Source organism: Streptomyces sp. NRRL S-337, assembly GCF_000720175.1.
GTDB lineage: Bacteria > Actinomycetota > Actinomycetes > Streptomycetales > Streptomycetaceae > Streptomyces > Streptomyces siderophoricus.
The window spans coordinates 64,386-83,834 of the sequence record NZ_JOIX01000001.1 but is presented as its reverse complement, the minus strand read 5'-3'; the positions used below and the strand labels follow the sequence as shown (position 1 = coordinate 83,834).

At 72.8% G+C, this 19,449-nt stretch carries 15 protein-coding genes and 1 tRNA gene; 9 read left to right on the top strand and 7 right to left on the bottom strand.

All coding sequences use genetic code 11. The annotated features are described in order from the left end of the window. Nucleotides 1-91: 91 nt before the first annotated feature. Both IG62_RS0100350 and IG62_RS0100345 read right to left on the bottom strand, forming a co-directional pair. Nucleotides 92-967 (bottom strand): HpcH/HpaI aldolase/citrate lyase family protein, encoded by an 876-nt coding sequence (locus IG62_RS0100350; protein ID WP_063755309.1) that lies wholly within the window; start codon nucleotides 965-967, stop codon nucleotides 92-94. A 4-nt stretch (nucleotides 968-971) separates the two neighbouring features. Beyond that, nucleotides 972-2,033, bottom strand: a complete 1,062-nt coding sequence (locus IG62_RS0100345) for an HpcH/HpaI aldolase/citrate lyase family protein (protein WP_030796057.1) — start codon at nucleotides 2,031-2,033, stop codon at nucleotides 972-974. A gap of 177 nt (nucleotides 2,034-2,210) precedes the next feature. Here IG62_RS0100345 and IG62_RS0100340 point away from each other — a divergent pair, with 177 nt between their 5' ends. Next, nucleotides 2,211-3,053, top strand: a complete 843-nt coding sequence (locus tag IG62_RS0100340) for an endo alpha-1,4 polygalactosaminidase (RefSeq protein WP_030796055.1) — start codon at nucleotides 2,211-2,213, stop codon at nucleotides 3,051-3,053. Nucleotides 3,054-3,106: 53 nt separating this feature from the next. Here the strand turns inward: IG62_RS0100340 and IG62_RS0100335 are convergent, their stop codons facing one another. Then, nucleotides 3,107-3,445 carry a hypothetical protein gene (locus IG62_RS0100335; RefSeq protein ID WP_030796053.1) on the bottom strand — a complete coding sequence of 113 codons (339 nt, stop codon included), beginning with the start codon at nucleotides 3,443-3,445 and terminating at the stop codon, nucleotides 3,107-3,109. Nucleotides 3,446-3,578: 133 nt separating this feature from the next. Between IG62_RS0100335 and IG62_RS0100330 the strand changes: the two genes are divergently transcribed. Both IG62_RS0100330 and IG62_RS0100325 read left to right on the top strand, forming a co-directional pair. Further along, entirely contained in the window at nucleotides 3,579-4,766 is a 1,188-nt protein-coding gene (locus IG62_RS0100330) for a M24 family metallopeptidase (protein WP_078871712.1), read from the top strand. Nucleotides 4,767-4,929: 163 nt separating this feature from the next. After that, nucleotides 4,930-5,646, top strand: a complete 717-nt coding sequence (locus tag IG62_RS0100325) for a hypothetical protein (protein WP_030796049.1) — start codon at nucleotides 4,930-4,932, stop codon at nucleotides 5,644-5,646. A gap of 30 nt (nucleotides 5,647-5,676) precedes the next feature. On the opposite strand, the gene IG62_RS49745 is transcribed toward IG62_RS0100325, so the two are convergent. After that, on the bottom strand, nucleotides 5,677-6,936 hold the full coding sequence (locus IG62_RS49745) for a LuxR C-terminal-related transcriptional regulator (RefSeq protein ID WP_030796047.1): 1,260 nt from the start codon (nucleotides 6,934-6,936) through the stop codon (nucleotides 5,677-5,679). Between the two features lie 135 nt (nucleotides 6,937-7,071). On the opposite strand from IG62_RS49745, the gene IG62_RS0100315 reads away from it, so the two are divergent. From IG62_RS0100315 to IG62_RS0100300, 4 genes are all read left to right on the top strand, one after another. Then, a complete protein-coding gene (locus IG62_RS0100315) occupies nucleotides 7,072-7,986 on the top strand; it encodes an NADP-dependent oxidoreductase (RefSeq protein ID WP_030796045.1) in 915 nt (304 codons plus the stop codon). 220 nt (nucleotides 7,987-8,206) lie between these two features. Then, complete coding sequence (locus tag IG62_RS0100310; RefSeq protein ID WP_078871711.1) at nucleotides 8,207-9,589, top strand: M64 family metallopeptidase; 1,383 nt, start codon at nucleotides 8,207-8,209, stop codon at nucleotides 9,587-9,589. 275 nt (nucleotides 9,590-9,864) lie between these two features. Beyond that, a complete protein-coding gene (locus tag IG62_RS0100305; RefSeq protein ID WP_030796041.1) occupies nucleotides 9,865-10,413 on the top strand; it encodes a DinB family protein in 549 nt (182 codons plus the stop codon). 146 nt (nucleotides 10,414-10,559) lie between these two features. Continuing rightward, nucleotides 10,560-10,877: a hypothetical protein gene (locus IG62_RS0100300; RefSeq protein WP_030796038.1), complete on the top strand. Its 318-nt coding sequence runs from the start codon at nucleotides 10,560-10,562 to the stop codon at nucleotides 10,875-10,877. A gap of 237 nt (nucleotides 10,878-11,114) precedes the next feature. Here IG62_RS0100300 and IG62_RS0100295 read toward each other — a convergent pair whose 3' ends face one another. Continuing rightward, the gene (locus IG62_RS0100295; RefSeq protein ID WP_030796036.1) at nucleotides 11,115-13,463 is read right to left on the bottom strand and encodes a DUF4132 domain-containing protein; all 2,349 of its coding nucleotides are present in this window, start codon (nucleotides 13,461-13,463) and stop codon (nucleotides 11,115-11,117) included. A 178-nt stretch (nucleotides 13,464-13,641) separates the two neighbouring features. Here IG62_RS0100295 and IG62_RS0100290 point away from each other — a divergent pair. After that, nucleotides 13,642-13,713: transfer RNA gene (locus IG62_RS0100290), tRNA-Pro, on the top strand. A 3-nt stretch (nucleotides 13,714-13,716) separates the two neighbouring features. Next, nucleotides 13,717-16,023: a hypothetical protein gene (locus IG62_RS0100285; protein ID WP_030796034.1), complete on the top strand. Its 2,307-nt coding sequence runs from the start codon at nucleotides 13,717-13,719 to the stop codon at nucleotides 16,021-16,023. A gap of 18 nt (nucleotides 16,024-16,041) precedes the next feature. Here IG62_RS0100285 and IG62_RS0100280 read toward each other — a convergent pair whose 3' ends face one another. Both IG62_RS0100280 and IG62_RS0100275 read right to left on the bottom strand, forming a co-directional pair. Beyond that, nucleotides 16,042-17,451, bottom strand: a complete 1,410-nt coding sequence (locus IG62_RS0100280; protein ID WP_051797331.1) for a purine-cytosine permease family protein — start codon at nucleotides 17,449-17,451, stop codon at nucleotides 16,042-16,044. 114 nt (nucleotides 17,452-17,565) lie between these two features. Continuing rightward, nucleotides 17,566-19,401 (bottom strand): glycoside hydrolase family 15 protein, encoded by a 1,836-nt coding sequence (locus IG62_RS0100275; RefSeq protein WP_030796030.1) that lies wholly within the window; start codon nucleotides 19,399-19,401, stop codon nucleotides 17,566-17,568. Between the last annotated feature and the right edge of the window lie 48 nt (nucleotides 19,402-19,449).

Here is a 19,449-nt window from a genome sequence, read left to right as displayed (position 1 = left end):
CCGCGGGGGGCCGAGCGCCGGCGCCCGCCGCGTGGGGCCGTTTCCGGCCGTCCACGGGCGGGCGCTCGACGTACGTCCCGGCCGGTGCCGGTCAGTCGCGGCCGGCGACCGCCTCGGCGAGGGCCAGGATCCGGCGGGCGTCCTCGACGTGCAGGATCTCGATCAGCCGGCCGTCGACGGTGACCACGCCGCGGCCCTCGCGGGTGGCCTCGTCGAAGGCGTCGATGATCTTCCGGGAGCGGTCGATCTGCTCGGCCGAGGGGGCGAAGACCCGGTTGCACGGCTCCAGCTGCGAGGGGTGGATCAGGGTCTTCCCGTCGAAGCCGAACTGCCGCCCCTGGACGCACTCCGCTTCGAACCCGGCGGCGTCCTTCACGTCGTTGTAGACCCCGTCCAGGATCACCTTGCCGGACTCCCGGGCGGCCAGCAGCGCCAGCGACAGCCCGGTCAGCAGCGGGGCCCGGCCGGGGACGTGCTCGGCGTGCAGTTCCTTGGCCAGGTCGTTGGTGCCCATGACCAGGACGGTGAGCCGTTCGCTGGCGGCGGCCACCGCGCGGGCGTCCAGCATCGCGCGCGGGGTCTCGACCATCGCCCAGATGGCCGTACGGTCCGGGGCGCCGGCCGCCTCCAGTGCGCGCTCGACCTCCCGTACGGTCGCCGCGGACTCGACCTTGGGGACGACGACCGCGTCGGGGCCGGCCTCGGCGGCGGCCCGCAGGTCGTCGGCGTGCCATTCGGTGCCCGGTCCGTTGACCCGGATCGTCACCTCGCGGTGGCCGTACTCGCCCGAGGCCGCGGCGGCCGCGACCCGCTTGCGGGCGTCGGCCTTCGCGTCGGGGGCGACCGCGTCCTCCAGGTCCAGGATGAGGGCGTCGGCGGGGAGCGCCTTGGCCTTCTCCAGGGCGCGTTCGTTGGCGCCCGGCATGTAGAGCACGGAGCGGCGCGGCCGCAGGATCGCGTCGGACACGGACCTACTCCTTCTCTGCTGCGGCGTAGGCGTCGCGCAGCTCCGGGTCGCGGGCGGCGAGGGCGTCGGCGAGCTGGACGACGACCTGGCACTGCTTGTAGGTGGCGTCGTCCTGCATCTTGCCGTCGATCATCACCGCTCCGGTGCCGTCGCCCATGGCGTCGATGACCTTGCGGGCCCAGGCGACGTCGGCGGGGGACGGGGAGAACACCCGCTTGGCGATGGCGATCTGCACCGGGTGCAGGCTCCAGGCGCCGACGCAGCCGAGCAGGAAGGCGTTGCGGAACTGGTCCTCGCAGGCGGTGGTGTCCTTGATGTCACCGAACGGCCCGTAGTACGGCAGGATGCCGTGCGCCGCGCAGGCGTCGACCATCCGCGCGAGGGTGTAGTGCCACAGGTCCTGCTGGAAGGTGGCCCGCGGCGCGCTGCCGTCCGCCCCGTGCGGGTCCTCGCGTACGAGGTATCCGGGGTGGCCGCCGCCCACCCGGGTGGTCTTCATCCGGCGGCTGGCGGCCAGGTCGGCCGGGCCGAGCGAGATGCCCTGCATACGGGGGCTGGCGCCGGCGATCTCCTCGACGTTGGCGACGCCGGTGGCGGTCTCCAGGATGGCGTGCACCAGGATCGGCCGCTGGATCTGGGCCTTCGCCTCCAGCTGGGCGAGCAGCCGGTCGACGTAGTGGATGTCCTCGGCGCCCTCCACCTTCGGCACCATGATGACGTCCAGCTTGTCGCCGATCTCGGTGACCAGCGTCAGGAGGTCGTCCAGCGCCCAGGGCGAGTCCAGGCTGTTGATCCGGGTCCAGAGCTGGGTGTCGCCGAGGTCCGTCGCCTTGGCCACCTTCACCAGGCCGGAGCGGGCCGCCTCCTTGCGGTCGGCGGCTACGGCGTCCTCCAGATTGCCGAGCAGTACGTCCACGGTCGGCGCGATGTCCGGCACCTTGGCCGCCATCTTCTCGTTGCCCGGATCGAAGAAGTGGATCATCCGGGACGGCCGGAAGGGTACTTCGCGCACCGGTGCCGGTGCACCGACGGCCAGCGGGCGGAAGAAGTCCTTCGGAGAGCGCATGCAGTCTCCCTGGTCGGATAAAGAGGGGTGCGGGCCGCCGCCGGCTGTCCGGCGGCGCCATCGGGCCCTCACTCTAGGCCCGTGGACCGGTAACGCTACTGGTCAGTACCTGTGCTGTTGGTCACCGAACGCAGCGCGGCGGCAAGGAACATCGCCTTCGCACCTAAGATCCACTTCGTGCAGCTTCGCCCTTCCCGCCCCGCCCGCGCCCTGCTCCTGGCGCTGTCCCTGCTGCTGCCGTTCGGCGCGGCGTGCTCCACCGGCCACCGCCCGCGGGACACCGGCGCGGCGACGCCCCGCGCGGTGCGGCCGCCGGCCGCGGACGCGGAGTTCGACTACCAGCTCGGCGGCCCCTACCCGCCGCCCCGCGGCGTCCGCGCGGTCTCCCGCGACCGCACGGCGAAGCCCGTCCCCGGCCACTACAACGTCTGTTACGTCAACGCCTTCCAGGCCCAGCCGGACGAGACCCGCGACTGGCGGCAGCGCCACCCCGGCCTGCTGCTCCGTGACGCGGACGGCAGGCCCGTCGTCGACGAGGACTGGGACGAGCCGCTGCTGGACATCTCCACGGCCGCCAAGCGCACGGCGCTCATGGACGTCGTCGGCCCGTGGATCGACGGCTGCGCCACGGCGGGTTATGACGCGGTGGAACCGGACAACCTCGATTCCTACGAGCGCTCGGACGGCCGGCTCACCGCCGGGGACGCGGCGGCCTTCGCCCGGCTGCTGGCCCGCCGCGCCCACCAGCGGGGTCTGGCCGTCGCCCAGAAGAACACCGCCGACCTGCTGCCCCGCCGCCGGTCCATCGGCTTCGACTTCGCCGTCGTCGAGGAATGCGCCCGCTACAAGGAGTGCGGCGATTTCGCGGACGCCTACGACGACCGGATCTTCGTCATCGAGTACCGCGAGAAGGACTTCGCCGCCGCCTGCCGCACCTGGGGACCGAGGCTCTCCGTCACCCTGCGCGACCGGGACCTCCGGCCGGCCGGCACCAAGGGGCATGTCGACCGGCACTGCTGACGGCGGGCCGGACAGCTGTCCGCGGGCCTCCGCGCCCGGCCGGTGGCCCGCTCCTACGCCGTCTCATGACCGGCCGTGCCGTTGATCCGCTCGATCGCCTGCCGGGCCTGCTCCTGTGGGGAGCGGGCGGGCAGCGGCGACACCGTGGTGGAGGTGACCGCGGGTGGCGTCCGTTCCTGGGGCACGGTCTTGACGGGCGGGGCCGGCGGCCGGATCCGCAGCCGGTGGGCCGCCGCCTCGTCCAGCGTCACCGGGCGTTTGAACCGGGCGGCGAGCCGGGTGGCCTCCTGGCCGAGGGCGGCGACGTCCTCCCACTGGAGGCGGACCACCAGCGACAGTTGGGCATCACCTTCCGGCAGGGCCTGGAGCTGCGGGTTACCGGCGTCGGTCATGGGCGCTCCTCACTTCGTCGGCCCATGCCCCCGTGGGGCACGGTTGCCGGAAGATACGGACGACGGCCCGCGGGCGTTCACTTCCCGTCAGATCCGGTGAGAGGCAGGGCACCACCCGGGGCAGACTGAACATATGCCGCATCTTCCTCCCCCACCGCCCCGGCAGCCCGACCCGCCCCACGACCTGCCCGAACCCGGGTTCCCGCCCGAGGAATACGCCCAGCGGCTGGCCGTTACCCGGAAGGCGATGGCGCGCGACGGGCTGGATCTGCTGCTCGTCACGGCCCCCGAGGACATCCATTACCACTGCGGTCTCAACCACCAGGGGCACTTCGCCGTCACCGCCCTCCTGCTGCCCCTCGACGGGACGCCCGTCCTCGTCGAACGGGCCATGGAAGCCCCCACCGCCCGCGCACAGACCCATGACGTGGCGCACCACGGCTACGGGGACGGCACCGCTCCGACCGAGGCGCTGGTCGACGCGCTCGCCCAACTGGCCCGGCCCGCACAGCGGGTGGGATACCAGGCCGATGCCCTCACCCTGCCACCCGCCGTGTGGGACCGGCTGCGCCGCGATGTCCCGGTGTCCTGGACGGACTGCGGCGACCTGCTCATCCTCCGCCGGTCGGTGCACACCGCCCGCGAGATCGGACACCTCCGTACCGCGGCCCGGCTCTCCGACACGGCCATGGCCGCCGGTCTCGCCGCGGCCACCGCCGGGGCGCGGGAGAACGAGGTGGCCGCCGCGGTGCACGACGCCATGTTCCGGGCCGGCGGTGACCTGCCCGGCTTCGCCCCGCTCGTGCGCAGCACCGACCGGCTCGACCAGGAGCATCTGACCTGGACCCGGCGGGAGTTCGGGCCCCGGGACGGCGTCTTCCTGGAGCTGTCCGCCGCCTACGGGCGCTACCACGCACCCCTCGCCCGGCTGCACCACCTCGACCCCCGGGAAGCGGCGCGGCACCGCCCGGCGGCCGAGGCCTCACAGGCGGCGATGCGGGCCCTGTGCGCGGCGCTGCGCCCGGACCACACCGCCGAGCAGGTCTTCGGGGCCTGGCGCGCGGCCGTCGAGGAGGCCATCGGCCGGCCGTACCGCCGCCACCACTGCGGGTATCTCGTCGGAATCGGCTTCCCGCCGAGCTGGATGGGCGGGACCCGCACCCTGCGGCCCGGCAACCCGCTGCGGCTGCGCGCCGGAATGACGTTCCACGTCCAGTCCTGGGTCCTGGACGAGCGGCTGGGCACGTACGCGTGCTCCGACACGGCGCTGGTCACCGAGGACGGCTGCGAGGTGCTCACCCGTACGCCGTATCCGAACTGAGCCGGCGCGTCACCACCGCGCGCCCCGCCCCCGAGCTTCCGAGCCGTGCGCCCGGACTGTGCCACGGGCGCATTCCCGGCGTCCTGAGTGCGCCCTGTCGGGCCGTCGCACCCAGCCGCCACCATGGGGCGGTGCAGCCCACAACCGGCTTGGAGGCCGACTGATGGACGCAGGCCGCCTGTCCCGTCTCGACGACGCCGTGTACGAACAACTCGTCCTCGACAACGCCCACCCGCCCGCACGGGACCCGGAGGTGTGGGCGGCCCTGATCGACCCGGCGCTCATCGACCGCACCCGTGACGCCCTCAACGCCCTCTTCCAGCGCAGTTCCTCGGTGCTGCGCAAGCGCCGGGAGGAGCGCGAGCGGTTCCGCCTGGAGTGCTTCGCCCGCGGGCCGGCCGGCAAACAGGAGTGGTTCGCCTCGAAACGGGAGTACGACGCCTGGCGGCACCGCGCGGCGAACTTCAGCCGGACGGTGCAGAACGCCCTGTCGGAGATCAACAAGGCGAAGAAGGAACTCAACCGCTCCATGAACCACCAGGTCGCGCAGAACCACCGCGACCGGCTGCGCGACCTGGCCTGCGCGGTCCACCGCCACCAGGCCGCGCACGCCCGGTCCGGCGGCATCGCCGACCAGGCCGACTACGAACTCTGGCGCACCCTGGACCGGATCACCGTCCCGATAGGGCCGGCGAACGAACCGACCTCGCTGCGCACGATGCTGGACATCTACTGGAGCGAGGTGACCCCGGTGGACGAGAGCGAGGAGCGCCGGGCCCGCGCGGAACGGGCGATGCGCGCGGCACCGGCCGGGCAGGCGGCGCGGTTCAGCGGCGTGCCCAAGGCCCGGCATGTGGGCAACGGCAAGCACCTCGCGTAGCGGGCGCAGCGGCAGCCGCGCCCGTGCCCCTCACGCCACGGCGTGGAAGAGTGCCGCCGCCGCGCCCCGTGACTCGACGCCCAGTTTGGTGAGGATCTTGGCGACGTGGAACTTCACCGTCGACTCGCTGATGTGGAGTTCCTGGGCGATCGCCCGGTTGCGGTGCCCGAGCGCGAGCCGCGCCAGTACCTCCAACTCCCGTTCGCCCAGGGCGATGAGGGGGTCGGGCGCGGGGTCCTGGGAGACCCGCAGCGGGATCCTCGCCGAGACCGTCGTGCCCCAGCCGGGCACCGCGTCGACGTCCAGGCGGCCCTTGAGGACGTCGAGCCGGTCCCGGACCCGGCCGGGAGCCAGTGCGTCGGGGGTGAGGGTGCCGGGCCCGTCGTCCCGTACGGTCGCGCGCAGTTCGTCGTCGTTGATCTGCCAGCAGACGTGCACCCGGGTCACCGCCTCCTGCTCCAGGGCCTTCATCAGCACGGCCCGGACGACCGCCCGTGCGGTGTGGGCGACATCGGCGGCCAGGGTCCGCACGGAGCCGGGCGCGCCCAGTTCGAGCCGTACGGGGCTGTAGCGCACCAGCGGCCGGAGGGATTCGGCGAGCCGGGCGAAGGCCTGGTCGGCCGGCTCCTCGGCGATCTGCTGGTCGCGTTCGGCCTCGGCGCGCAGTTCGACCAGGGCGGAGACCGCCAGGTCCGTTGCGGTGGCACGGGCGGCCGCATCGTCCAGGGTGCGGCTGCGCAGGACCCCCAGCACGCCGGTGAGCGCGGCCGAGTACGCCTCGCCCAGCTCGGCGATCACCCGCGCCCGGGTGCCCGCGGCGGTCCGCGAACGGGCCAGCGCACCGGGCATGGCCTCCGCCGCCAGCCGTTCGAAGTGGCTGGTGACGATGTCCCACAGGGCCTGGACGAGCGCGGTGACGCTCTCGTCGACCGGACTGGCCGGCGTGTCACGCACCAGCAACAGGACCGCGCCGCGGGGCGTCGCATGGCTGGTCACGGCGAGCACCGGCCGCTCGGCCCCGGCAAGGTCGAGCGTCCCCTGCCACGGCCGGCCCGGGGTGCCGGCAGCGAGCAGCGGGGCGAGGTCGGCGGTGGAGAGCCGTCCGGTGATCTCCGGGTCGCCGGCCGTCTTGAACGGTGAGTGCGCGCAGTGGGTGGAGAGTTCGGCCGCCGCACGGTGCGGGACCGCCTCGGACAGCACCTCGGAGAGCCGCGGCAGGATCTCGCCCAGCGGCCGGCGGATCACCTCGTAGGCGGCGGTCAGGGCGGGGACGGCTCCGGTCAGCTCCATGGTCGTCAGCCTAGCCAGCCGCCGCGGAACGGGCGCTGGCCTTTTGGCCAGGGGGGACTGGCCCGATGGCCGGGGACCGGGCGCGCCCCCGGGGGCGAGGCTGGAGCCCTCACACCACCAGCGGGGAGATACCTCATGAAGGCGATCATTTACCACAGCTTCGGCGGCCCGGAAGTGCTCACGTTCGGGGAGACCGAGAAGCCCGAACCGGGTCCGGGACAGGTCCGGGTGAAGGTCGTGACGGTCGGCGTCAATCCACTGGATTACAAGCGGCGTTACGGCTGGGTGGAGCAGTACTACCCGACCACGTTCCCAGCGGTGCCCGGTCTGGAGTTCGCCGGGATCGTGGACGCGCTCGGCCCGGGCGACCACGAGGTGTCCGTCGGGGACGAGGTCTTCGGCTGGACCAGCACCGGTGCCTACGCCGAGTACGCCCTCGCCGGCGACATCGTACCCAAGCCCGCCGAACTGCCCTTCCTGGCCGCGGCCGCGCTGCCCGTCGCCGGGGAGACCGCACAGCGGGTGCTCGACCAACTGGGCCTGGCCGAGGACGAGACGCTGCTGCTGCACGGGGCCGCGGGTGCGGTCGGCCAGGTGGCCGTCCAGTTGGCGGTGGCCCTGGGCGCCACGGTGGTGGGCACGGCGTCGCCGGCCAACCACGACTTCCTGCGATCGCTCGGCGCGATACCGGTGGCGTACGGCGAGGGGCTCGCCGACCGGGTCCGGGCCGCGGCCCCGCAGGGCGTGGACGCCGTCTTCGACGCGGCCGGCCAGGACGTGCTGCCGCTCTCCATCGACCTGCGCGGCGGGACGACGGACCGCATCGTCACCATCGCCGACCCGAACGCGGCCGAGCACGGCGTGCCGTTCTCCGCGGGCGGTACGCCGTCCGAGCAGGTGCGCGCGGGCCTGGTCCGGCACGCCCAACTGGCCGTCGAGGGCCGGCTGTCCGTCCCGGTCGTCGAGACCTTCCCGCTCGCCGAGGCCGTCAAGGCCCAGGAGCTGAGCGAGGCGGGCCATGTACGGGGGAAGCTGGTCATCGAGGTCTGAGCCGGGCGCGTCCGCCCGTGCCAGGTGACGTGGCGCCGTCACGGTCCGCGAGGCCGTGGCGGCTTTCCCGTTACCCATGGGTTTTCCGTTATCCCTGCGTTCTCCTGTGGTCCCTGAGCATTCCCGTTGCTCTTGCCCTTCCGACCCTCTACCTTGAGCGGCGCCTGAACAAGGCTCAACTCACTGCTTCAGCGGTGACGTTCGGAAGGAATAACCCCCCATGCTCAGACGTTCCCCCTCGATACCCGGCACCGGTCGGCACCGTGGTGCCACCGGACGCTTCCCGCGCCGGCCGTCGCTGCGCGCCTCCCTCTCCGGCGCGCTGGCCGTCGCCGCACTGGCCGCCGCGACGGCCGCGGCGAGCACCGCACAGGGCGCCACCACCCCGGCCCCCTCCTCCCCGAAGGCCCAACCCACCCAGCGGGTCGAGTACTTCACCGGCCCGGGCGGCCACCCCCGGCACACCTCCGTAGCGGCCCCGAAGCCGCTGTCCCGCTCGCAGAAGTCGGCGATCGCCGCAAGCGACGGCGAGGTCACACCGGTCGTCCAGAACGGCCCGGTCGGCAGCAAACTGGACGTCGTCTTCGTCGGCGACGGCTACACCTCCGCCCAGCAGGAGGACTTCCACGCCGACGTCCGCGCCAAGTGGGCGAAGATCAGTGCCGTGGAGCCGTACGCGTCGTACGCCGGCCAGTTCAACGTCTGGGCGGTGGACGCCGTCTCCCACGACTCCGGTGTCTCCGGTGACCCGACCCAGGACGTGGTCCGGGACACCGCCCTCGGCTCCGCGTTCTTCTGCGACGGGACCGAGCGGCTGCTCTGCGTCGACACCGGGAAGGTCGAGGCGTACGCCGCCAAGGCCCCCGCCGCCGACCTGGTCGTCGTCCTCTCCAACTCCACCAAATACGGCGGCGCCGGCTACAACGACATCTCCTCCAAGGTCGGCTACGACGGGATCGCCACCGCCTCCTCGGACAACGACCGGTCCGACCAGATCGCGGTGCACGAGACCGGCCATTCGCTCGGGAAGCTCGCCGACGAGTACGACTACGGCCAGTCCGGCACCTACTCCGGGCCCGAACCCCAGCAGTCCAACCTCTCCACCCTCTCCGCCGACCAGATGGCCGCACAGCGCCAGAAGTGGTACCGCTGGCTCGGCCAGGAATCCCCGGACGGCGGCGCCGTGGGCGCCTACGAGGGCGGCGGCTACTACCAGTACGGGCTCAACCGCCCCACCGAGAACTCGATCATGCGGAGCCTGGGGCGGGAGTTCAACCTCCCCGGCCGGGAGGCGATGATCGCGGGCTTCTACCGGTTCGGGCGTGTGCTCAGCAGCCCGTTGGCCACCGACCGACCGGTCACCCGCGGCACCCGCATCCGTGTCACCGTGCCCGCGTCCGCACAGCTCAAGTGGTACGTCGACGGCCGGGAGCGGAAGTCCGCGCGCGGCCGGACCACGGTCGTCCCGCGCGCCCTGGGCGTCCCGGCCGACGGCCGCCGGCACACCGTCACCGCCCGTGCCGCCGACCGGACCGCCGCGGTCCGCGACCCGGCTCTGCGCCGGCTGATGTCGGGCGCGCTGAGCTGGAAGATCGCCCCGTAACGGCCTCCGGGGTCAACCGCCGTCCGCTGGGCGGTGGTTGACCCCCAGGAGCCCCGACCGCGACACCGTCCCTCCCTGCCGGCTCCGGAACCCGGGGCGGGAGGGGAGGGTCGGTGGGCCCGTGAATGCGCAGGTCAGCGGCGATTGTCAGTGGCCCCTGCCACACTCGGCGGTATCCGCGCCCGGAACCGTTCGAGTCCGAGAGGACACGACCGCGAGGCGCGGCCCCGACGCCGGGAGCCCGGCACCGGGAGCACGACGACGGGAGCCGCACGATGACCGACCGATCGACCCCTGCGCACTACTCCCCGCAGTTGGACAGCGATACCCGCCGCCCGACGCCCGCGACGGGTGGCGAGCGGGAGACGCTGAGTGCGGTGCTGGACTGGCACCGCGCGACCTTCGCGGTGAAGTGCGCCGGCCTGTCGGCGGAGCAGCTCTCCCGGCAGGCGGTGCCGCCCTCCGGGCTCTCCCTGCACGGCTTGGTCCGGCATCTGGCCGGCTGCGAACGCTGGTGGTTCCGGATCCAGTTCGCCGGCGAGGAGGTGCCGTTGCTGTACTACTCCGACGACGATCCCGACCAGGACTTCACCTCGCTCGACGGTGACGTCGACGAAGCCTTCGCCGTCTGGCGGGCGGAGTGCGAACGGTCGCGGCAGATCGTCACCTCGGCGACCTCGCTGGAGGAGACCGGGATCCACAAGAGAACCGGCGAACCGGTCTCACTGCGCAGCATCCTGGTGGACATGATCGCCGAGTACGCCCGGCACAACGGCCACGCCGATCTGCTGCGCGAACGCCTCGACGGCACCATCGGCCGATGACCCACATCGCGGAGAACCCCCGGAGAACCCCCCTCCCGTATGTGACCCAGGCCACACAGAGGGGTGTCATACGCCGAAGTGCCCTTTTCCGTGTACGGGATGACGGGCCCCGCACGGGGCTCGGACCTACGGGGAAAGGACATCACGTGCGTAACAGGCGAGTTCTCACCACCGCGCTGGCGGCCGCCGCGCTCACGGTTGCCGGTCTGGGCGGTGCCGCCCAGGCCCACGCCACCACTGGCGCCCAGACCGCCACGCAGTCCCACGCCACCAAGCCCGCCGCCGTGCGGCAGCAGGTCCGGCCGATGGACGGTCCGCCCGGCACGGTGTGGACCGGCAAGAAGTTCTGGACCCTCAGTGGCTGCCAGGCGGCCGGCACGGACCTGGTCGCCAGCGGCAAGTGGGCCGACCCCTTCTGCGACGGTTCGGGCCTCATGTGGGACCTGTGGGCCCGTCCGCTCTAAGCCGCTCTGAGCTCTGAGCCGCTCTGAGCCGCTCTCGACACTCGTGGGCCACCGGTAGGCCGCTGATGGGGGGTCGGTAGGCCGCTGGTGGTCCCGAGCGCACCATTCGCATCAACGGACCGTCCCCGCGCAGATCCGCGGCTGCGCGGGGACGTCGCCCTTCCGGCCACGGCCGAAGCCCCCCGTATCCCGTGGGCAACGGCCGAAGCCTCTCCCGAACCTCGTGGGCCCACAGCCTCACATGAGGTGTTCCACCGTGCGCACCACGCGTTCCAGCAATGTCTCGTCGTACGGCAGGAACGGCAGGGGGACGGCCCGTCGCCCCGTCGGCAGGCTGATCTCCACCGGATCACCGTCGCGGGTGACCCGTCCGGTGGCCAGGTGGACGGCATAACGTCCGTCCAACAGAAGCTGGCGGGCGCCGAGTTCGACCCGGCCGGACGCTATCTGTGCGGCCAGGATGCGGCGCAGCGCCTCCCTGCGCATCCGGGCGCCCTGGCCCAGCGGCTGGCCGTAGAGGCGGTTCAGCTGCTGCCAGGCGCCTGGTTCATGGGCGTGGGTGTCGCACCAGCCGAAGCTGCCGGCGCTGACGAGCAGATCGACGGCGCGCAGGATCTCCGAGAGCCGTACGGCATCGACCTCCGCCAGGGGCTGGGGACTTCCGTCGGCGCGAAAGAGCTTGACCTCCATGGCCTCCGCCCAGCCACTGGCCCCGGGATAGAGAGACCCGGCGATCACGAAACAAGCGGTCAACTCGCCCACCGGCAGGACGAGCACCTCGTCCTCGATGTTCCAGCCCTGCCGCACGGCCAGCCCGAGGACCGCCTCGATCCGCAGCAGATGACCGTGAAACATGATCGTGGAGTGGGCGGAGCCCCCGGTGGCGCGGTTTGCGGTAGCCCCACTTTCGGTGGCGCCGCTTCCGGAGGCGCCGCCTCCGGTGGCCTCGTGTCCCGTATCGCTGTCTCCGGTGGCGCCGTCTCCGGTGTCCTCGGGGCGGTAGTGCTCCCGGTAGGCCTGGCGGAACGGCTGGCGCAGTCCCAGCTCCGCGATGCGGTCGCGCCAGTAGTGCCGTTCGGCGGCGGTGGCGCGGGCCGGGTGCCAGAGCCGGACCGCGGCGGACCCGGCCGGCTCGGGGGCGTCGTCGGCCGGCTCTGCCGCGGGCAGGACCGCCCGCCACTCCCCCGGCGCGTACTCGACCTCCCAGATGAGGCGTCGAGCGGTGCCACGGACCACGGCACTCTGGTCGAGGGCATCGCGCCAGCGGTCGTACCGATGGACGGTGCCCTCCAGATAGCCGCCTTCCACTCCGCGGATCAGCGTGCGAATCTGGGCGCGTGCCTTCGCCAGGAGATCTCGGGCGGCCGCGACCTCCTCGGGGTGGTCCCGCCGGGCGGCGGCCGGCAGGGACTTCAGCGCCCGGCCGTCGGCCCTCTCCCAGGCCAGGGTGGCCTCCTCGCCGACCGCGAGCACGGCGGTGTACGGGCCGCAGGGGAGGCGCCGGACACCGTCGGCATCGAAACCCAAGTCGGTCAGCCGGAGGGCGAGTTCGGGGCGACGGGCGAGGTTCCGCTCGGCGCGCCGCAGTGCGCGGTCGAGCTTCTTGGTGACGCCGGCGTGCCGGACGACGCGTCGGGCCTCGCGGAGTGCGGCGACGGCTTCGGGGGTCGGGTGAGCCTCGACGGCCTGCGCCAGACCGATGCAGGCGGCCTGCGACGGCAGGGTCTTGGCGGTGGTCGGGGCCACGGCCAAGTGCGGCAGCAGGGTCGCGAGGAGCTGCCCGGCCCATGGTTCGTCACGCCGCAGGGCGCGCCGGGCCGCCCGCCACAGGGTGTCGGTGTCAAAGGCGGTGAAGGCCTTGTCGGCGGCGTAAGGGATCCGGCCGGCGTGCAGGGCGGCGAGGTGGTCGGCGGCGGTGCTCAGCACCTGGCGGGCCAGCTCGGTGTGCAGCTCCTCGGCGGACGGCCCGAGCGCGGCCTCCGTCAGCAGTGGCCACTCGCCGGTCAGTGGTGCGTACCGCCGGTCCTCGGCGACCAGGGCCCGTTCGCGGGGGCCCGTCGCGAGCAGCACCTCGATCTCCGCGGAGCGCAACGGGCTGTCGGCGTACAGCTCCCGCAGCTGCCCGGCCAGCTCCCGTTCGGCGTCCGGGCCGGCCAGCGGGGCCACCGCCAGGGCGGCATCGGCGGTTTCGTCGGCCTTGCGCCCGGCGACCTCCACCAGGACGGCCGCGGGCTTCCGCAGCGCCTCCTCGTCCCAGGCTTCGGTGCAGCGCAGCAGGCCACCGGCCGCGAACCGCACATCGCGGGGCCGCGGGGACTCGGCCAGCGCCAGGAAGAGTTCGGTGAGCGTGAGGGAGGTGAACGAGGGCTGCACCTTCGTCCAGGTGACCTCGCGGGCGACCTGGCGGGCGTGGTCGGGCGCGTCCTCGTCGGCGAGGATGCGGTACGCGACCGGCAGCAGCATGCCCAGCTCCGCCGGCGTCAGCTGCGCGCAAGCGGCCCAGAGGCCTCCGGACCACGCGGCGTCCTGCGGCGGTCCGGCCATCGCGGCGCGCAACTGGGCCGCGTGCGGTGACAGTTCGTTCATGTCGACGACCGTAGCCGCAGGGTCTGACAATGCCCTCTGACCTGCATCGCAGCCGGTGAACCCGGCCGCATCGACCCGCCTTCGCCAGCCGGTTCGGACGCCCCGGGCGGCGCCTCGCCCGCTTCCCCGGAAATCCGTTTGCCCGACGACTTCCGGGCCACCTACGCTCCCCGATCATCGACGTGTAGCTCAACAGCAGAGCACCGGGCTCGGGACCCGGAGGGCGCGGGGGCAGCACCCGCCACGTCGGCTTATGAACGACGACGCTGAGCAGCAGCTTCCCTTCGCCGGTGGACCGCCCTACGCCCAGGCACAGTTGGCCAGGGCCTTCGGCACCGCGCTCACCCATGAGGACGCCGCCTCCCGCCGACGCGCCGAGGAGCGGATCCGCCGCTGGCGGAGCGTGCTCGACGGAATCGCCGGCGGCCGCCTGTCCGTGGGGTCGCGGGCCCCGGTGGCGGGCCTGCCGGCCTGGGTGACCCCGGAGGTCGTCCGCGGTGGCTTCGCGACCGGTGCGGCGAGCGCCGGCGGTCCGCTGCTGCCGTACGAGCGGGACGCGGCGCGCCGGGCCGGCGTTCCGGCCGAGCGCCGGGCGCTCTTCGCGTACTCCCTGACCGAGGCCGGACTGTCCGGACTGTGCCGGCTGCTGGACAACGGGTGCTACGAGGTCGCGGTGCCCGAGGAGGCCGCGCTGCTCATCGTGGCCTGGTTGGTGCGCTCCGGACAGGTGGCCGAGGCACTGGAACTCGTCGACGTACTGGAGCCGTTCGCCGGGCAGTTGCGGTTCACGCCGCGGCCGGCGGCGGCGCCCTCGCCGAACGCCTCCGCGGTGCACCGCCGGACGGTCGGCGAGGCCGGGCAGGCCCTGGCACGCCGTCGGCCGCATGCGGCCGTCGAGGCGCAGCGCGAGGCGCTCATGGTCTGGCAGCCGTTCGCCGATGAGCTGCTGGTCCACTGGCTGGAGACCGCCGAGGGCGGCCGGGTGCTGGTCCGCACCCCCGGCGAGGACTGGCTCGCGCGCGGCGCGGCACTGCTGGACCGCTACCGTCAGCTGGCCGAGGTCCACACCCGCTGTGGCAAGCACCGCAAGCCCAAGGAGAACCTCGCCATCCTGCGGGCCTCTCTGGAGACCACCGTCGCCGGGCGGCCCCTCGATGCCCGTCGGCTCGGTCTGCTGCGGCACGCCGTGTCCTCCATGGTGCGACGGCGCGGAGCCCCCGGTTCCGTTCCGCATACGGCGCTGCGGGAGCGGCAGGCGGCCCAGGCGGCGCTGCCGTCCCACCATGCGCTGGCGCAGCTGGTGCTCCGCCGGCTCTGCGAGCTGCCTCAGGACGTGGGGGCGGCCGATGTCGGGGCGCTGGTCGTCGCGGTGACGGAGGAGGAGCACCGGGAAACCGGACTGCCCGTGGGAGCCGCGGTTCCGGCGGCGATCCGGCAGGTCGTCGAGTCCACGCTGAGCGCCCCGGTCGGCACGCTCATCGAGCGCGGTGTGGTGCCGTCGGCGGAGGTACTGGCCGAGCTGGTGCCCCAGTTGGTGGCGACGACGACCGCACAGGCATATCCGGACGCGGCGCTGCGCCGGCTGATGGCCGCGCATTACCGGGCGTTCGCGCGCCGCCGTTCGCTGCTGCTGCTCAACCTGGAGCGCCAGGTGCGGGTGGAGGAACTGCCGTGGGTGCGGGCGGTGGCCGGGCAGCGGGCTACCGACGCCGCCCAGGACGACGCGCTCACCACACTGCGGCACCTCGGCGAGCTGGCCGTCCAGGGTTTCCCGGGCACGCTCCTGCCCAACCCGCTGATCCGTGAACTGGGTTCGCTGGCCCGCCAGGCGGACCTCGACGCCCCTCTGGTGGAGGAACTCGCCGCGGACATCTTCATGGGCACGTTCTCCCGCAAGTTCCTCACGGCGGCGCGGATCGCCGGCGACCTGCTGGGCGGCACGCTCTACGAGCGGTACTACGGCATCGACTACGCGGCGCTGCGCAATCTGGCGATCGTCGAGACGAGCACCGCACTCGTCCGCGGCTACCAGCCGCGGACGTCGCCGGGTTTCGCCCGGTTGTGCGGCGAGCGGGCCGGGGTCTTTGGGCACGGCTCGGTGGCGGAGTGCGGTGCGGTGATCGAGCAGGCGCAGATCCTGACCACACACAATCTGGCCACGCTGGTCGGCCGGGTCGGCATCGCCCCGGAGCCGGGCCCGGCCGATCTGGCGCGGCGCTGCTTCCGTACGGTGTGCCGGCTGACGGCGCAGGTGCACGACCATCCGCGGCCGCTGGCGACGATCAAGGATGCGGCGTACGCCTGGCGCCACCTGGTGTTCCATCTGGCGCTGTGCGACCCGGGAGAGCAGGCCCGGGTGCTGGCCCGGCTGGACGAGGAGGCGGCCCGCCATCCATGGCATGTGGCCGCCCGGCTGGCACCCGCCGTTGCGGGCCTGCGCCTGGTCGCCGGGGGTGGCGGCTTCGGGCCCGACGGCACGGCGCGGGGCGGCCGGGGCCGCCGTTTCCTGGGGTGGAGCGCGCGGGGCCGCCACTGGCTGAGCGCCCCGCCCGCCGCGTAGGCCACCCGGCGGGCGTGCTCAGCCGCGTGCCGCCGCGACCGGCTCGGGTGCCCCTACATCCCGCTGCCGCACCACCCACCGCAGCGGCGCGTACACCGCCACCGACACGGCGAAGGCCACGTAGTACGCGAGGTCGGCGCCGTGCAGGGCGGCCGCGACCGGCCCGGTGAGGAGGGAGGTGTTCATGAAGGGCACGGCGGCGGCGAACGCGGCGAGGAAGGCGACGCAGGCCGGCCACCACGGCTGCGGCCGGGCGAACTCGGCCGCGACGTCGATCGGCGCGCCGCCCCGGGCCCTGGCCCGCACCCGCGCGTCCACGAGCACGATGCCCACGAAACCGGGAATCCAGTAGCCGACGAACAGCAGCAGGTTCTGGAAGCGGACGGTGGTGTGCGCGGCGTGCAGCCACAGGACGAGCAGGAAACCGAGGACGGCGGCGGCCGCCGCGGCGAGCGGCCTGGGCACCCGCAGGCCGGCCGCCTGGAGGGCCAGCGAGCCGCTGTAGTCGTTCATCGCGTTGCTGCACACGGCCGCGGCCGTGATGGCGAGCAGGCCGAAGGCGCCGAGCGCCCCGCCGCCCAGCAGGCCCTGCACCGCGGCGGCGGTCTGGTCGGTGAACAGCCCGGCTCCCCACAGGCCCAGCGTCTGCACCCAGACGAAGGAGAGCACCATGCCGAGCAGCGAGTACCAGAACATCCGCGGCCGGGAGGTGCGCCGCGGCAGATAGCGGCTGAAGTCGGAGGCGTACGGCGCCCAGGAGACGGCCAGGCCGAGCGCCACGGTACTGGTCAGCACGAAGGCGCCGGCCCGGTCGGCGCCGTGCGCGGTACCCGGCACCGGCAGCGGCACACCGGTCAGCAGCTTGGCGCCGATGACCAGGAACGCCGCGCCCAGCACGAAGGTCATCACGGTCTGGAGCCGGTGCAGGACCTCGTACCCGAAGATCCCCACGACCCCCTGCAGGAGCAGCACCACCAGCGCGCCCGGCCAGAACGGCCAGCCGAGCAGCTGGGCCAGTGCCTCCCCGCCGAAGAGCCCGATGAGGGCGTCCCAGGCGACGGAGGTCAGCCACTGCATGACGCCGGGCAGCACCACCCCACCGCCGAACGCGAGCCGCGCCAACGGGAGCTGCCCGGTACCGGTCCGGCTGCCCCAGGTGCACAGATAGGCGGCCGGCAGCGCCCCGACGACCGTGCCGAGCACCATGGCGACGAGCGCCGTCCAGAAGTCCAGCCCCAGCGAGACGCCCACCGTGCCCGTGAAGACCCCGGTCATGGTCAGGTTCGGCGCACACCAGACGGTGAACAGCCGCGCCGGCGTCCCGTAACGGTTGCTCTCGGGCACCGGCTCGATGCCGTGCCCCTCAACCCCCAGGTCCCCGGCCCGCCCGGGCATCCGCCCACGGAACACGGCATCTTCGATGGTCATACCTCTCCCGGCATCGACGGCAGCGCCCTACGGTAGGCGGAGCCGTCGGCGGTGCCGTCACCGGGGAGGCCCTCCCTGAGGTGCCCCTTCGGGGAGCCCCCACCGGGAGGGTCGTCAGCCCAGGGCCCGGTCGAGGTTGAAGGCGGCGCTGATCAGTGCCAGGTGGGTGAAGGCCTGGGGGAAGTTGCCGATCTGTTCGCCGGTGCGGCCGATCTCCTCGGCGTACAGACCCAGGTGGTTGCCGTAGGTCAGCATCTTCTCGAAGGCGAGCCGGGCCTCGTCGACGCGGCCGGCGCGGGAGAGCGCCTCGACGTACCAGAACGAGCAGATCGAGAAGGTGCCCTCCTCACCGCGCAGGCCGTCCGGGCTGCTGCGCGGGTCGTAGCGGTAGACCAGCGAGTCGGACACCAGGTCCTCGCCCAGCACGTCGAGCGTGGAGAGCCACTTCGGGTCGGTGGGTGAGATGAACTTGGCCAGCGGCATCATCAGGACGGCGGCGTCCAGGACGGTGTCGCCCTCGTGCTGGACGAACGCCTTCCGCTCCGCGGACCAGCCCCGGTCCATGATCCGCCGGTAGATCGTGTCGCGGGCCCTCCCCCACCGGAGCATGTCCGCCGGCAGACCGCGGTGGGTGGCGATCCGCATCGCCCGCTCGATGGCGACCCAGCACATCAGCTGCGAATACAGGAAGTTCTGGGTCTTGCCGCGGGTCTCCCAGATCCCCTCGTCCGGCTGGTCCCAGTTCTCACAGACCCAGTTGACGAGGTTGCCGATGGTGTCCCAGTGCTCACTGGACAGCGGCTCCCCCCATTTGTCGTAGAGGTAGAGCGAATCGATGAGCGCGCCGTAGATGTCCAGTTGGAGCTGCTTGACGGCGTTGTTGCCGATCCGGACGGGAGCCGAACCCAGATGCCCCTCCAGATGGGACAGCTCCTCCTCGGGAAGTTCGCTGCGGCCGTCGATGCCGTACATGATCTGCAGCGGCCCGGCCGCGCAGGCATCGGAACGGACGTTGCCGGAAAGGAAGTGCACGAACGCCTTGGCCTCATCGGTGAAGCCCAGCCTCAGCAACGCATAAATACAGAAGGCGGCATCCCGCACCCAGGCGTACCGGTAGTCCCAGTTCCGCTCGCCACCGATCTGCTCGGGCAGGCTGGTCGTGGGCGCGGCCACGATGGCCCCGGTCGGCGCGTAGATGAGGAGCTTGAGCGTGAGCGCGGAGCGGTGCACCATCTCCCGCCAGCGTCCCCGGTACCGGGAGTGGGACAGCCAGCTCCGCCAGTACCGCACCGTGGCGCCGAACAGCTCCTCGGCCTCCATCGCCGGACAGGCCCGCGGCTCCAGCCCCCCGCCAATACGGTCGAGCGCGAACACCGCGGCGTCACCCTCGTGGAGCTTGAACGAGGACCAGGCGTCCGGACCGTCGATCTCGACCGGAACGCCGGACGTCAGCGACAGCGTCAGCCCCGGCGACTCGAAGACCGTATGGCACCCCTGGCTGCTCACCGTGTGCGCACGCCGCCCGTAGTCGAACCGGGGAGCCACCTTGGCGATGAACGGCAGCGTGCCGCGGACGCACAGCACCCGGCGGATCAGCCGGTGCCGGTCCGCCTCGCGTGAGTCGTCGACGATCGGCATGAAGTCCTGGACCTCGCCGACACCGTTGTCCGCGAAGAAGCGCGTGATCAGGATGTTGGTGTCGGGAAAGTAGAACTGCTTGGTGCGCGTGGGCACGTCCGGCGCCAGCTCGAACGACCCGCCGCGGTCGGCGTCCAGTATCGACGCGAACACACTCGGCGCGTCGAAACGGGTGCAGCAGTACCAGTCGATGGTCCCGTTCGTGCCGACGAGCGCGGCCGTCCGCATATCGCCGATCAGACCGTGCTCGGCTATGGGGATGTAGCGCGGCGCGTCCGCCCTACTGGGACGCAGGCTCTCACCGGCGACCATGTGACCTCCCCGGCTCCGGGGGCAGGAGGGCTCCGTTCAGGTTACCTC

What these genes read in the sequence shown, in the direction of transcription:
- IG62_RS0100345 (WP_030796057.1), bottom strand. Translation starts at nt 2,033, where the DNA reads ATGCGCTCTCCGAAGGACTTCTTCCGCCCGCTGGCCGTCGGTGCACCG.
- IG62_RS0100335 (WP_030796053.1), bottom strand. Translation starts at nt 3,445, where the DNA reads ATGACCGACGCCGGTAACCCGCAGCTCCAGGCCCTGCCGGAAGGTGAT.
- IG62_RS0100330 (WP_078871712.1), top strand. Translation starts at nt 3,579, where the DNA reads ATGCCGCATCTTCCTCCCCCACCGCCCCGGCAGCCCGACCCGCCCCAC.
- IG62_RS0100325 (WP_030796049.1), top strand. Translation starts at nt 4,930, where the DNA reads ATGGACGCAGGCCGCCTGTCCCGTCTCGACGACGCCGTGTACGAACAA.
- IG62_RS49745 (WP_030796047.1), bottom strand. Translation starts at nt 6,936, where the DNA reads ATGGAGCTGACCGGAGCCGTCCCCGCCCTGACCGCCGCCTACGAGGTG.
- IG62_RS0100315 (WP_030796045.1), top strand. Translation starts at nt 7,072, where the DNA reads ATGAAGGCGATCATTTACCACAGCTTCGGCGGCCCGGAAGTGCTCACG.
- IG62_RS0100310 (WP_078871711.1), top strand. Translation starts at nt 8,207, where the DNA reads ATGCTCAGACGTTCCCCCTCGATACCCGGCACCGGTCGGCACCGTGGT.
- IG62_RS0100305 (WP_030796041.1), top strand. Translation starts at nt 9,865, where the DNA reads ATGACCGACCGATCGACCCCTGCGCACTACTCCCCGCAGTTGGACAGC.
- IG62_RS0100295 (WP_030796036.1), bottom strand. Translation starts at nt 13,463, where the DNA reads ATGAACGAACTGTCACCGCACGCGGCCCAGTTGCGCGCCGCGATGGCC.
- IG62_RS0100285 (WP_030796034.1), top strand. Translation starts at nt 13,717, where the DNA reads ATGAACGACGACGCTGAGCAGCAGCTTCCCTTCGCCGGTGGACCGCCC.
- IG62_RS0100280 (WP_051797331.1), bottom strand. Translation starts at nt 17,451, where the DNA reads ATGACCATCGAAGATGCCGTGTTCCGTGGGCGGATGCCCGGGCGGGCC.
- IG62_RS0100275 (WP_030796030.1), bottom strand. Translation starts at nt 19,401, where the DNA reads ATGGTCGCCGGTGAGAGCCTGCGTCCCAGTAGGGCGGACGCGCCGCGC.